This window comes from Mycobacterium sp. E802 (genome assembly GCF_001666875.1).
Taxonomy (GTDB): Bacteria; Actinomycetota; Actinomycetes; order Mycobacteriales; family Mycobacteriaceae; genus Mycobacterium.
Map to the genome: position 1 here is coordinate 22,714 of NZ_LZJD01000132.1, position 12,840 is coordinate 35,553.

The following is a 12,840-nucleotide window of genomic DNA, read 5'->3' on the forward strand; positions in this document are numbered from 1 at the left end:
GCCGACATGACCATCTTCGATTGCACCGATGTCGATCAGCGTGCGACCGGCATCGCCTCGGCGGCCAGCGCGGTCAAAGGCGGGCGGCTGGTCGTGATGCCCACCGACACGGTCTACGGAATCGGGGCCGACGCCTTCGATCGTGACGCGGTCGGCAGTCTGCTCGCCGCCAAGGGGCGTGGCCGCAACATGCCCGTCGGCGTGTTCGTCGGCTCGTGGAGCACCATCGACGGGCTCGTGTACTCGGTGCCGCCGGCCGCCCGCGAATTGATCCGCGCGTTCTGGCCGGGCGCACTGAGCCTCGTGGTCACGCAGGCGCCGTCGCTGCAGTGGGATCTCGGGGATGCCAACGGCAGCGTTATGCTCCGGATGCCGCTGCACCCGGTGGCCATCGAGCTGCTGCGCGAGGTCGGTCCTATGGCGCAGTCCAGCGCCAACGTCTCAGGCCAGCCCGCCGCGGTCACCGCGGCGCAGGCCCACGAACAACTCGGCGACAAGGTCGAGGTCTACCTCGACGGCGGCCCTGCCGAACAACAGGCCGCATCCACGATCGTCGACCTCACCGGCGCCCACCCGCGCATCCTGCGGGAGGGGCCGATCAGTGCGGCCGACATCGCCAGGGTCGTTGGCGTGGAAGCCGCCAGCCTGACAACGCCTACGGAGTGAACTCAGCTTGCTGCAGTACGGTGCATCGGTGATGACGGCCGGCGACGCAGTGATTCCCGCGGTCAACACCGGCCTTCTGGCGCTGTCGGACCGCGGCGCCGGTGTGCCCTTGCGGGAGCTGGCGCTCGTCGGGCTGACCGCGGCCATAATCACCTACTTCGCCACCGGCTGGGTCCGCGTGTTGGCCATCCGTCTCGGTGCGGTCGCCTACCCCCGCGAACGTGATGTGCACGTGCATCCCATTCCGCGGATGGGTGGGCTGGCGATGTACATCGGGGTGGCCGCCGCCGTCCTGCTGGCTTCTCAACTCCCGGCGCTCACCCGGGGTTTCGTCTATTCCACCGGTATGCCCGCGGTGGTGGTGGCCGGCGGATTGATCATGGCCATCGGCCTGATCGACGACCGCTGGGGCCTGGACGCCCTGACGAAGTTCGCCGGGCAGATCACCGCGGCCAGCGTGCTGGTCACCATGGGGGTGGCCTGGAGCGTGCTCTACATCCCGATCGGGGGAGTGGGCACCATCGTGCTCGACCAGGTCTCCTCGATCCTGCTGACGCTCGCGCTCACGGTGTCGATCGTCAACGCGATGAACTTCGTCGACGGTCTGGACGGCCTGGCCGCCGGCCTCGGGCTCATCACCGCGCTGGCGATCTGTGTGTTCTCGGTCGGGCTGTTGCGCGATCACGGCGGTGACGTGCTGTTCTATCCGCCGGCGGTGATCTCGGTGGTGCTGGCCGGGGCGTGCCTGGGCTTCCTGCCGCACAACTTCCACCGGGCCAAGATCTTCATGGGCGATTCGGGCTCGATGCTGATCGGCCTGATGCTGGGCGCGGCGTCGACGACGGCTGCCGGCCCTATTTCCCAGAATGCCTACGGTGCGCGCGACGTGTTCGCACTGCTCTCGCCGTTCTTGTTGGTGATCGCCGTGATGCTGGTGCCCGCGCTGGACACGTTGCTGGCGATCGTGCGGCGCACCCGGGCGGGCCGCAGCCCGCTCAGCCCCGACAAGATGCATCTGCACCATCGGTTGTTGCAGATCGGTCATTCGCACCGGCGCGCGGTCCTGCTGATCTATCTGTGGGTCGGCATCATCGCCTTCGGCGCGGCGGCGACGATTTTCTTCGATCCCCGCTACACCGGAGCGGTGGTCGCGGCGGCCATTCTGGTCGCGATCGTGGTGACTCTGATACCGCTGTTACAACGCGGTGGCGAAGGGTCCGATGACCAGCACGAAGCCGAGTACGACAAAAAGTAGTAGGCCCGGTTTAGGGGTGTCTACCATGTGTTACCCTTCTGGCAGAACCCGAAAAACCTCGCGGGTTGCCGGCCCGGCCCATCGGTTCGACGAACCGTCAGGTGCCGATCAACGACCGACAAAGGGAGCTACCCCGTGGGTGAGTCCAGCCCGCCCGTTGCCCTCCGATATTCTCGGCGGGCACACACAGGATTTTGCCAGACGGTGGTGGCCGTCCATGGCATGTCCGAGGGGATGGCTTTCCGTGACAGCGGGATTGGGGTGAAGCGGTGACAACACCAGCGCAGAACGCGCCGTTGGTGTTTCCGTCAGTGGCGTTTCGGCCGCTACGCCTGCTCATCGTTTGCGTCGCACTCACTGCGCTGGCCATGTTGGCCGCCGGCTTCACCGGGCACATCTTCTTCGGGGCCTTCTTCGGCGTCGGTCTCGGTCTCGGCTTGATCAACGCCCTGCTGGTGCGTCGGGCGGTCGAGTCGATCACGGCCGAGGACCATCCGCTCAAGAAGAAGATGGCCGTCAATTCGGCGACCCGTCTGCTTATCATCACCGCGATCGCCCTCGGCATCGCGTTTGTCTTCAAAACCTCCGGCGGCATCGCGGTGCTGTTCGGGCTGGCGATTTTCCAGGCACTGCTGGTGATGAGCACCAGCGTTCCCGTGCTGCGCAAGATCCGCGCGAACGGCCTGGATGTCTTGGATACGGAATCGAAGGGTTGAGCTGACCTAAATGACTCAGACGACGACCGTGCTCGCCGCCGAAGAGGGTGGCGCCGCCATCCACGTCGGCCACCACACCATGGTGTTCGAGCTGTTCGGGATGACGTTCAACGGCGACACCATCCTGGCCACCGCGATCACCGCGGTGATCGTGATCGCCCTGGCGTTCGTGCTGCGGGCCAAGGTCACCTCGACCGGCGTGCCCGGCGGTGTGCAGCTGTTCTGGGAGGCCCTCACCATCCAGATGCGCGGGCAGATCGAGAGCGCGATCGGCATGAAGGTGGCGCCGTTCGTGCTGCCGCTGGCGGTGACGATCTTCGTCTTCATCCTGATCTCCAACTGGCTGGCGGTGCTGCCGCTGCAATACGGCGGACCGGACGGCGCCGCGGCCGAGTGGTACAAGCCGCCGGCCTCCGACATCAACTTCGTATTGGCGCTCGCCCTGTTCGTGTTCGTCTGCTACCACGCGGCCGGCATCTGGCGGCGCGGCATCATCGGCCACCCGGTCAAGGTGGTCAAGGGGCACGTCGCCCTGCTGGCGCCGATCAACATCGTCGAGGAACTCGCCAAGCCGATCTCGCTGGCCCTCCGTCTTTTCGGCAACATCTTCGCCGGTGGCATCCTGGTCGCGCTGATCGCGATGTTCCCCTGGTACATCCAGTGGGCACCCAATGCGATCTGGAAGACCTTCGACCTGTTCGTCGGCCTGATCCAGGCCTTCATCTTCTCGCTGCTGACGATCCTGTACTTCAGCCAGTCGATGGAGTTGGACCACGAAGACCATTAAGCGCACTGATCCGAATATCTGACATCTGTAACTGCACGACACGAACCTCTGGCGGCACAGCCACCAGTTATCAAGGAGGATAAAAGGAATGGAACTCGACCCCAACGCCCTCATCACCGCCGGCGCGCTGATCGGTGGCGGTCTGATCATGGGCGGCGGCGCCATCGGCGCCGGTATCGGTGACGGTATCGCGGGTAACGCGCTGATCTCCGGCATCGCCCGGCAGCCCGAGGCCCAGGGCCGCCTGTTCACCCCGTTCTTCATCACCGTCGGTCTGGTGGAGGCCGCGTACTTCATTAACCTGGCCTTCATGGCGCTGTTCGTCTTCGCCACCCCGGGCCTGCAGTAGTCCATCAGCATGGGTGAATTGACACTCCTCGCCGCGGAGGAAGGCGGTGGGGGCCAGAGCAACTTCCTGGTCCCCAACGGCACCTTCTTCGCCGTGCTGATCATCTTCCTGATCGTGCTCGGCGTGATCGCGAAATGGGTTGTGCCTCCGGTGGGCAAGGTGCTGGCAGAGCGGGAAGCGATGCTGGCCAAGACCGCCGCCGACAATCGGAAGTCAGCCGAGCAGGTGGCCGCGGCGCAGGCCGACTACGACGAGGCGATGGCCGGGGCGCGTACCGAGGCATCGGCAATCCGTGACCAGGCGCGGGCCGCCGGTCGCGAGGTGGTCGACGCCAAGCGTGCCGAGGCCAACTCCGAAGTGGCCGAGAATGTGCGCCGGGCCGACGAGCAGCTCGCTGCCCAGAGTGCCGAGGTGCGGTCCGGGCTGGAGTCGTCCGTCGACGGGCTCTCGCAGACCCTGGCCAGCCGAATTTTGGGCGTCGACGTGAAATCAGGTGGGACGCAGTAGATGTCGATATTTATCGGGCAGCTGATCGGCTTTGCCGCCATCGCATTCATCATCATCAAGTGGGTGGTGCCGCCGGTGCGGAGCCTGATGCAGAAGCAACAGGAAGCCGTGCGGGTCGCGCTCGCCGAGAGCGCCGACGCGGCGAAGAAGCTCGCCGATGCCGATGAGATGCATGCCAAGGCACTGGCCGACGCCAAGGCCGAATCAGCCAAGGTGACGGATGAAGCCTCGCAGGACTCTGAGCGGATCGCCGCTCAGCTGGCCGAGCAGGCCGGCACCGAGGCCGAGCGGATCAAGGCGCAGGGCACACAGCAGATTCAGCTGATGCGCCAGCAGCTCATCCGCCAGCTGCGGACCGGTCTGGGATCGGAGTCGGTGGCCAAGGCCGACGCTCTGGTTCGGGCGCACGTCGCCGACCCGGCCGCGCAGGCGGCCACCGTCGACCGGTTCCTGGACGAGCTCGACCAGATGGCGCCGTCGCCCTTCGTCATCGACACCGCCGCGACGGCCACGCTTCGCGCGGCCAGCCGTGAGTCGCTGGCGATCGTCGTCGACAAGTTCGATTCGGTGGCCGGCGGTCTGGATGCCGATGCGCTGACCAAGCTCGCCGACGAGCTGTCGTCGGTGGCCAAGGTGCTGCTCGCGGAAACGGCGCTGGCCAAGCATCTGGCCGAGCCGACCGACGACGCCGCCGGCAAGGTGCGGCTGCTCGAGCGCGTGCTGTCCGGCAAGGTCGGCAACACCGCACTGGACCTGCTGCGGACGGCCGTCTCGCAGCGCTGGTCTGTCGAGTCGAACCTGGTCGACGCCATCGAACACACCGCACGTCTGGCGCTGCTCAAGCGCGCCGAGACCGCCGGTGAGGTCGACGAGGTGGAGGACCAGCTGTTCCGGTTCGGCCGCCTGCTCGACGCCGAACCCAAACTCTCGGCTCTGCTGAGTGACTACACGAACCCGGCCGACGGCCGTATCGCTTTGCTGGACAAGGTGATCAGCGGCAGCGCCGGCGTGAACGGGACGGCAGCGGCGCTGCTGGCCCAGACGGTGGGACTGCTGCGCGGTGAGCGCGCCGACGAAGCCGTCATCGACCTCGCCGAGCTCGCAGTGGCCCGCCGCGGAGAGGTGGTCGCCCACGTGACCGCCGCGGCCGACCTCAACGATGCCCAGCGGACCCGGTTGTCGCAGGTGCTGACCCGCATCTACGGCCACCCGGTGTCGGTCCAGCTGCATGTCGACCCGGAACTGCTCGGTGGTCTGTCGATCACCGTCGGTGACGAGGTGATCGACGGCTCCATCTCGTCCCGACTGGCCGCCGCCGCGACCCAGCTCCCGGACTGATAACCCCCGATACCCCAGGACCACCCCAAAGATCTAGGTAGGAAGACGAAAAACCATGGCAGAGTTGACAATCTCGGCTGCTGATATCGAAGGTGCCATCGAGGATTACGTATCCTCGTTTTCCGCCGACACCGAGCGCGAAGAGATCGGCACCGTCGTCGACGCCGGTGACGGCATCGCTCACGTCGAGGGCCTGCCCTCGGTCATGACCCAGGAGCTCCTCGAGTTCCCGGGCGGTGTGCTGGGCGTGGCGCTGAACCTCGACGAGCACAGCGTCGGCGCCGTGATTCTGGGTGAGTTCGAGAAGATCGAAGAGGGCCAGCAGGTCAAGCGCACCGGCGAGGTGCTCTCGGTGCCGGTCGGTGACGCGTTCCTCGGCCGCGTCGTCAACCCGCTCGGTCAGCCGATCGACGGCCAGGGCGACATCGAGGCCGAAGAGCGTCGTGCCCTTGAGCTGCAGGCCCCCTCGGTGGTGCAGCGCCAGAGCGTCTCCGAGCCGCTGCAGACCGGTATCAAGGCCATCGACGCCATGACCCCGATCGGCCGCGGCCAGCGTCAGCTGATCATCGGTGACCGCAAGACCGGTAAGACCGCCGTCTGCGTCGACACCATCCTCAACCAGCGTGAGGCCTGGGAGACCGGCGACCCGAAGCAGCAGGTGCGCTGCGTGTACGTCGCCGTCGGCCAGAAGGGTTCCACCATCGCCAGCGTGAAGCGTGCGCTGGAAGAGGGCGGCGCCATGGAGTACACCACCATCGTCGCGGCCCCCGCCTCGGACGCCGCCGGCTTCAAGTGGCTGGCCCCCTACACCGGTTCGGCCATCGGCCAGCACTGGATGTACAACGGCAAGCACGTCCTGATCGTCTTCGACGACCTGACCAAGCAGGCCGAGGCCTACCGCGCCATCTCGCTGCTGCTGCGCCGCCCGCCGGGCCGCGAGGCCTACCCGGGTGACGTGTTCTACCTGCACTCGCGTCTGCTGGAGCGTTGCGCGAAGCTGTCCGACGAGCTCGGCGGCGGCTCGATGACCGGCCTGCCGATCATCGAGACCAAGGCCAACGACATCTCGGCCTACATCCCGACCAACGTCATCTCGATCACCGACGGTCAGTGCTTCCTGGAGTCCGACCTGTTCAACCAGGGTGTCCGCCCGGCCGTCAACGTCGGTGTGTCGGTGTCCCGCGTCGGTGGCGCCGCTCAGATCAAGGCGATGAAAGAGGTCGCAGGCTCGCTGCGTCTGGATCTGTCGCAGTACCGCGAGCTCGAAGCCTTCGCGGCCTTCGCCTCGGACCTGGACGCCGCCTCCAAGGCCCAGCTGGACCGCGGTGTGCGTCTGGTCGAGCTGCTCAAGCAGGCGCAGTACAGCCCGCTGGCCGTCGAGGACCAGGTTGTCTCGATCTTCCTGGGCACTCAGGGCCACCTGGATTCGGTTCCCGCCGAGGACGTCTCGCGCTTTACCGACGAGCTGCTGGAGCACGTGAAGGCCAGCCACAGCGACATCCTCAAGGGCATCAAGGAGTCCAAGAAGCTCTCCGAAGAGAACGAGGAGAAGCTGGTCTCGGTCATCAACGAGTTCAAGAAGGGCTTCGCGGCCTCCGACGGCAGCTCCGTTGTCGCCAAGGACGCCGAAGCCGAGGCCCTGGACCCCGAGGACCTTGAGAAGGAATCGGTCAAGGTCCGCAAGCCGGCTCCCAAGAAGGCCTAGGTAACCAATGGCAGCCACACTTCGCGAGCTACGCGGGCGTATCCGCTCGGCTTCGTCGATCAAGAAGATCACGAAGGCGCAGGAGCTGATCGCCACGTCGCGGATCGCCAAGGCACAGGCCCGAGTCGACGCGGCTCGGCCCTACGCCACCGAAATCACCAACATGCTCACCGAGCTCGCCGGTGCGAGCGCGCTGGATCACCCGCTGCTCGTGGAGCGGGCGAACCCCAAGCGGGCCGGTGTGCTGGTGGTGTCCTCGGACCGCGGTCTCTGCGGCGGTTACAACGCCAACGTGCTGCGCCGGGCCGAAGAACTGTTCTCGCTGCTGCGAGAAGAGGGCAAGAACCCGGTGCTCTACGTCGTCGGCCGGAAAGCGCTGGGCTACTACAGCTTCCGGCAGCGGACGGTGACCGAGTCGTGGACCGGCTTCTCCGAGCGGCCCACCTACGAGGACGCCAAGGCGATCGCCGACACCTTGGTGACGGCGTTCATGTCCGGTGCTGACGACGAGGGCGACGACGCGGGCGCCGACGGCATCTTGGGCGTCGACGAACTGCACATCGTGTCCACCGAGTTCCGGTCCATGCTGTCGCAGACCGCCAATGCGCTACGTATCGCGCCGATGGTCGTCGAGTACGTCGGCGAGGTGGAGACCGGTCCGCACACGCTGTACTCGTTCGAGCCGAGCGCCGAGACCCTGTTCGACGCGCTGTTGCCGCGCTACATCGCGACGCGGGTGTACGCCGCGCTGCTGGAGGCCGCGGCCTCGGAGTCGGCATCGCGCCGGCGCGCCATGAAGTCGGCCACCGACAACGCCGACGAACTGATCAAGGGCCTCACGCTCGCGGCCAACCGCGAACGTCAGGCACAGATCACTCAGGAAATCAGCGAGATCGTGGGCGGCGCCAACGCGCTGGCCGATGCGCGATAGCCGGACAAAGACGAAAGCCTCGTAGGAAAGCGAAGAGAGAATGACTGCTACTGCAGAAAAGACGGCGGGCCGCGTAGTCCGCATCACCGGCCCGGTGGTGGACGTGGAGTTCCCGCGCGGCTCGGTGCCCGAACTGTTCAACGCCCTGCACGCCGACATCAGCTACGGCGCGCTGGCCAAGACCCTGACGCTTGAGGTCGCCCAGCACCTCGGCGACAACCTGGTGCGTTGCATCTCGATGCAGCCCACCGACGGCCTGGTGCGTGGCGCCGACGTCAGCGACACCGGTGCCTCGATCTCGGTGCCCGTCGGCCACGACGTCAAGGGCCACGTGTTCAACGCCCTCGGCGACTGCCTGGACGAGCCCGGCTACGGCAAGGACTTCGAGCACTGGTCGATTCACCGCAAGCCGCCGGCCTTCGCCGACCTGGAGCCCCGCACCGAGATGCTGGAGACCGGTCTGAAGGTCGTCGACCTGCTCACCCCGTACGTGCGTGGTGGCAAGATCGCCCTGTTCGGTGGCGCCGGTGTGGGTAAGACGGTTCTGATCCAGGAGATGATCAACCGTATCGCCCGTAACTTCGGTGGTACCTCGGTGTTCGCCGGCGTGGGTGAGCGCACCCGCGAGGGCAACGACCTGTGGGTCGAGCTCGCCGACGCCAACGTGCTCAAGGACACCGCGCTGGTGTTCGGCCAGATGGACGAGCCGCCAGGCACTCGTATGCGTGTGGCCCTGTCGGCGCTGACCATGGCCGAGTGGTTCCGCGACGAGGCGAACCAGGACGTGCTGCTGTTCATCGACAACATCTTCCGGTTCACCCAGGCCGGTTCGGAGGTGTCGACCCTGCTGGGTCGTATGCCTTCGGCCGTGGGTTACCAGCCGACGCTGGCCGACGAGATGGGTGAGCTGCAGGAGCGCATCACCTCGACGCGTGGCCGCTCCATCACCTCGATGCAGGCCGTGTACGTGCCCGCCGACGACTACACCGACCCGGCGCCGGCCACCACGTTCGCCCACCTGGACGCCACCACCGAGCTTTCGCGTGCGGTGTTCTCCAAGGGCATCTTCCCGGCGGTGGACCCGCTGGCGTCGTCCTCGACGATCCTGCACCCGAGCATCGTCGGCGACGAGCACTACCGCGTCGCCCAGGAAGTCATCCGAATCCTGCAGCGCTACAAGGACCTTCAGGACATCATCGCCATCCTCGGTATCGACGAGCTGTCGGAAGAGGACAAGGTGCTGGTGTACCGCGCCCGCAAGATCGAGCGTTTCCTGAGCCAGAACATGATGGCGGCCGAGCAGTTCACCGGTCAGCCTGGTTCGACCGTGCCGCTCAAGGAGACCATCGAGGCCTTCGACAAGCTGGCCAAGGGCGAGTTCGATCACCTGCCCGAGCAGGCGTTCTTCCTCATCGGTGGTCTGGACGACCTGGCGAAGAAGGCCGAAAGCCTCGGCGCGAAGCTGTGATGAACTCGGTAGACGTGCGACTGCGAGAGGTGGTGTGACATGGCTGATTTGAACGTCGAGATCGTTGCCGTCGAGCGTGAGCTCTGGTCCGGCACCGCTACGTTCGTCTTCACCCGGACCACCGCCGGTGAGATCGGCATCCTGCCGCGCCACATTCCGTTGGTGGCGCAGCTCGTCGACGACGCGATGGTTCGAGTCGAGCGTGAGGGCGAGGACGATCTGCGTATCGCCGTCGACGGCGGTTTCCTCTCCGTGACGGAGGAGACGGTCCGGATTCTGGTGGAGAACGCTCAGTTCGAATCCGAGATCGATGCCGACTCGGCCAAGCGTGACGCCGAGTCCGACGACGAGCAGACAGCGGCATGGGGTCGGGCACGCCTGCGTGCTCTCGGCCAGATCGACTGACGACTAGAGACGACAGATGAGCGCGCCCATGATCGGCATGGTCGCGCTCATCTGCGTTTTGCTACTGATGGTCGGAGCGCTGAGCTACCGGCTGTGGAAGCTACGGCAGGTCGGCGGAACGGCGGCCATCCTGCGCGACTTTCCCGCGGTGGGCGGCCACGGCTGGCGTCACGGCGTGATGCGCTACCGCGGCGGCGAGGCCGGCTTCTACCGGCTGTCCAGCTTTCGGTGGTGGCCGGACCGACGACTGAGCCGGCGCGGGCTGGAAGTGGTCTCGCGCCGTGCCCCGCGTGGCGACGAGTTCGACATCATGTCCGATCAGATCGTGATCCTCGAACTGCGCGACACGAGTCCCGAACGCCGGCAGGGTTATGAGATCGCCCTGGACCGCGGTGCCCTGACCGCGTTCACCTCGTGGCTGGAATCGCGGCCGTCACCGCGGGCGCGCCGCCGGACTTACTGATCCTTACCGGGCTGCCAGAGCACGTCGCCGTCCGGGTTCGCGACCCGCGACAAGATGAACAACAGATCCGAGAGCCGGTTGAGGTACTTGGCCGGCAGGACGCTCACCGAGTCGCCATGTTCCTGCACAGCAATCCAGGCTGCTCGTTCGGCCCGCCGCGCCACGGTCCGGGCGACATGCAAAAGCGCGGACAGTGCAGTGCCGCCGGGCAAGATGAACGAGTTCAGCGCCGGCAGCGCTTCGTTGAACTCGTCGCACCACTTCTCAAGCCGGTCGATGTACGCCTGGGAGATCCGCAGCGGCGGGTACTCCGGGTTTTCGACCACCGGCGTGGACAGGTCGGCGCCGGCATCGAACAGGTCGTTCTGAATCTGGCGCAATACCGCCATAATTTGCTGGCTCGGTTCGCCGAGGGCCACCGCGACGCCGATGGCGGCGTTGGCTTCATCACAGTCGGCGTAGGCCGTCAACCTCGAGTCGTTCTTCGACACCCGGCTGAAGTCACTGAGCCCGGTCGTGCCGTCGTCGCCGGTGCGGGTGTAAATACGCGTGAGATGCACTGCCATATCTGAACCGTACCGGGCTTGAAGGCATCCGGCTTGGGCTCACCGGATCTGTGCGAGCAGTCGGAAACTCGACGGCGGGCTGTTTACACTAACCGGCGTGAGCGAGCGATTCTTGGTGACCGGCGGCAACCGGTTATCAGGTGAAGTTGCTGTCGGTGGCGCGAAGAACAGTGTGCTGAAACTGATGGCTGCCTCATTGCTGGCCGAGGGAACGAGCACGATCACCAACTGTCCCGACATCCTCGACGTGCCCCTGATGGCAGAGGTGTTGCGGGGGTTGGGCGCCACGGTGGAGCTCGACGGCGACACCGTGCGGATCACATCTCCGGACGAGCCCAAATACGACGCCGATTTCGCCGCGGTTCGCCAGTTCCGCGCATCGGTGTGTGTGCTGGGCCCACTGGTGGGTCGCTGCAAGAAGGCCAGGGTTGCCCTGCCCGGCGGTGACGCGATCGGATCGCGGCCGCTGGACATGCACCAGGCCGGACTGCGGCAGTTGGGCGCGACGTGCAACATCGAGCACGGCTGCGTGGTGGCCGAGGCCGATCATCTGCGGGGCGCGGAGATCCAGCTCGAGTTCCCCTCGGTGGGGGCGACCGAGAACATCCTGATGGCGGCGGTCCTCGCCGAGGGCGTCACGACGATCCACAACGCCGCACGCGAACCCGACATCGTCGACATCTGCGCCATGCTCAACCAGATGGGCGCCAAGGTCAGCGGTGCGGGAACCTCGACCCTGACCATCACCGGTGTCGATCGGCTATATCCCACCGAGCATCGGGTGATCGGCGACCGGATCGTGGCGGCCACCTGGGGGATCGCGGCGGCGATGACCCGGGGCGACATCTCGGTGACGGGTGTGGACCCGCAACATCTGCAGTTGGTGCTGCACAAGCTGCACGACGCCGGCGCGACGGTGACACAGAACGACAACGGCTTCCGGGTCGTCCAGTACGAGCGTCCCAAAGCGGTGAACGTGGCGACGCTGCCGTTCCCTGGTTTTCCGACCGATCTGCAACCGATGGCGATCGGGCTGGCGGCGATCGCCGATGGCACCTCGATGATCACCGAGAACGTGTTCGAAGCCAGGTTCCGGTTCGTCGAGGAGATGATCCGGCTCGGGGCCGACGCGCGTACGGACGGTCACCATGCGGTGGTGCGGGGGATCCCGCAGCTGTCGAGCGCCCCGGTGTGGTCGTCGGATATCCGGGCCGGCGCCGGATTGGTCCTTGCGGGCTTGGTCGCGGACGGGGAGACTGAAGTTCACGACGTCTTCCACATCGACCGGGGCTACCCGTTGTTCGTGGAAAACCTCGTGAGTCTGGGCGCGGAGATCGAACGAGTCGGCGCTTAGGCGGCGGTTCAACCGCGGGTCTGCAGCCCAAAACGGCTGTGACCAGGCGATTTGACGCCGAGACGGCGCTGGGGCTAATCTTTTGAAGTCGCCGCGGAGCGGATGAAACAAGCCGGACCAGAGCGACTTGACAAGGCAGCCGGAGCGAGATTAGGCTGGCGGGGTTGCCCCAAATCGGGGTCAACCAAAAATCAGGTCTGTTGTTTGAGAACTCAATAGTGTGTTTGGTGGTTTTTGTTTGTTGTTTTGGCCACGCTCTTTTTCCCGTTTAGGGTGTGGCTTGTTTTTTTGATGCCAGTTTTTGGTGTCTTTTGTTTGTGATCGGATTTT

14 protein-coding genes are annotated in these 12,840 nt (G+C 65.8%); 13 read left to right on the forward strand and 1 reads right to left on the reverse strand.

What is annotated here, in order from left to right:
* Positions 1–6 precede the first annotated feature (6 nt).
* From A5699_RS19320 to A5699_RS19375, 12 genes are all read left to right on the forward strand, one after another.
* Entirely contained in the window at positions 7–666 is a 660-nt protein-coding gene (locus A5699_RS19320; RefSeq protein ID WP_067772392.1) for an L-threonylcarbamoyladenylate synthase, read from the forward strand.
* A 31-nt stretch (positions 667–697) separates the two neighbouring features.
* Positions 698–1,921 carry a UDP-N-acetylglucosamine--decaprenyl-phosphate N-acetylglucosaminephosphotransferase gene (gene rfe / locus A5699_RS19325; protein ID WP_067772395.1) on the forward strand — a complete coding sequence of 408 codons (1,224 nt, stop codon included), beginning with the start codon at positions 698–700 and terminating at the stop codon, positions 1,919–1,921.
* A 269-nt stretch (positions 1,922–2,190) separates the two neighbouring features.
* Complete coding sequence (locus A5699_RS19330) at positions 2,191–2,637, forward strand: ATP synthase subunit I (RefSeq protein ID WP_067772397.1); 447 nt, start codon at positions 2,191–2,193, stop codon at positions 2,635–2,637.
* A 10-nt stretch (positions 2,638–2,647) separates the two neighbouring features.
* Positions 2,648–3,424 carry a F0F1 ATP synthase subunit A gene (gene atpB / locus A5699_RS19335; RefSeq protein ID WP_067772400.1) on the forward strand — a complete coding sequence of 259 codons (777 nt, stop codon included), beginning with the start codon at positions 2,648–2,650 and terminating at the stop codon, positions 3,422–3,424.
* Between the two features lie 88 nt (positions 3,425–3,512).
* On the forward strand, positions 3,513–3,773 hold the full coding sequence (locus A5699_RS19340; protein WP_003888102.1) for a F0F1 ATP synthase subunit C: 261 nt from the start codon (positions 3,513–3,515) through the stop codon (positions 3,771–3,773).
* Between the two features lie 9 nt (positions 3,774–3,782).
* Positions 3,783–4,280: a F0F1 ATP synthase subunit B gene (locus A5699_RS19345; RefSeq protein ID WP_067772402.1), complete on the forward strand. Its 498-nt coding sequence runs from the start codon at positions 3,783–3,785 to the stop codon at positions 4,278–4,280.
* Positions 4,281–5,618, forward strand: coding sequence for a F0F1 ATP synthase subunit B/delta (locus A5699_RS19350; RefSeq protein ID WP_067772409.1), 1,338 nt, complete (start codon positions 4,281–4,283; stop codon positions 5,616–5,618).
* 55 nt (positions 5,619–5,673) lie between these two features.
* On the forward strand, positions 5,674–7,323 hold the full coding sequence (gene atpA, locus A5699_RS19355) for a F0F1 ATP synthase subunit alpha (protein ID WP_067772412.1): 1,650 nt from the start codon (positions 5,674–5,676) through the stop codon (positions 7,321–7,323).
* Between the two features lie 7 nt (positions 7,324–7,330).
* Entirely contained in the window at positions 7,331–8,254 is a 924-nt protein-coding gene (locus A5699_RS19360; RefSeq protein WP_067772416.1) for a F0F1 ATP synthase subunit gamma, read from the forward strand.
* A 40-nt stretch (positions 8,255–8,294) separates the two neighbouring features.
* On the forward strand, positions 8,295–9,722 hold the full coding sequence (atpD, locus tag A5699_RS19365; protein ID WP_067772419.1) for a F0F1 ATP synthase subunit beta: 1,428 nt from the start codon (positions 8,295–8,297) through the stop codon (positions 9,720–9,722).
* Between the two features lie 39 nt (positions 9,723–9,761).
* A complete protein-coding gene (locus A5699_RS19370) occupies positions 9,762–10,127 on the forward strand; it encodes a F0F1 ATP synthase subunit epsilon (protein WP_003885294.1) in 366 nt (121 codons plus the stop codon).
* A gap of 16 nt (positions 10,128–10,143) precedes the next feature.
* Positions 10,144–10,590, forward strand: a complete 447-nt coding sequence (locus A5699_RS19375; protein WP_067772422.1) for a DUF2550 domain-containing protein — start codon at positions 10,144–10,146, stop codon at positions 10,588–10,590.
* Here A5699_RS19375 and A5699_RS19380 read toward each other — a convergent pair.
* Positions 10,584–11,156: a cob(I)yrinic acid a,c-diamide adenosyltransferase gene (locus A5699_RS19380; RefSeq protein WP_067772426.1), complete on the reverse strand. Its 573-nt coding sequence runs from the start codon at positions 11,154–11,156 to the stop codon at positions 10,584–10,586. The two genes, A5699_RS19375 and A5699_RS19380, sit on opposite strands and share 7 nt — an antisense overlap.
* A gap of 97 nt (positions 11,157–11,253) precedes the next feature.
* Between A5699_RS19380 and murA the strand changes: the two genes are divergently transcribed.
* A complete protein-coding gene (murA, locus tag A5699_RS19385; RefSeq protein ID WP_067772428.1) occupies positions 11,254–12,510 on the forward strand; it encodes a UDP-N-acetylglucosamine 1-carboxyvinyltransferase in 1,257 nt (418 codons plus the stop codon).
* Positions 12,511–12,840: the final 330 nt, after the last annotated feature.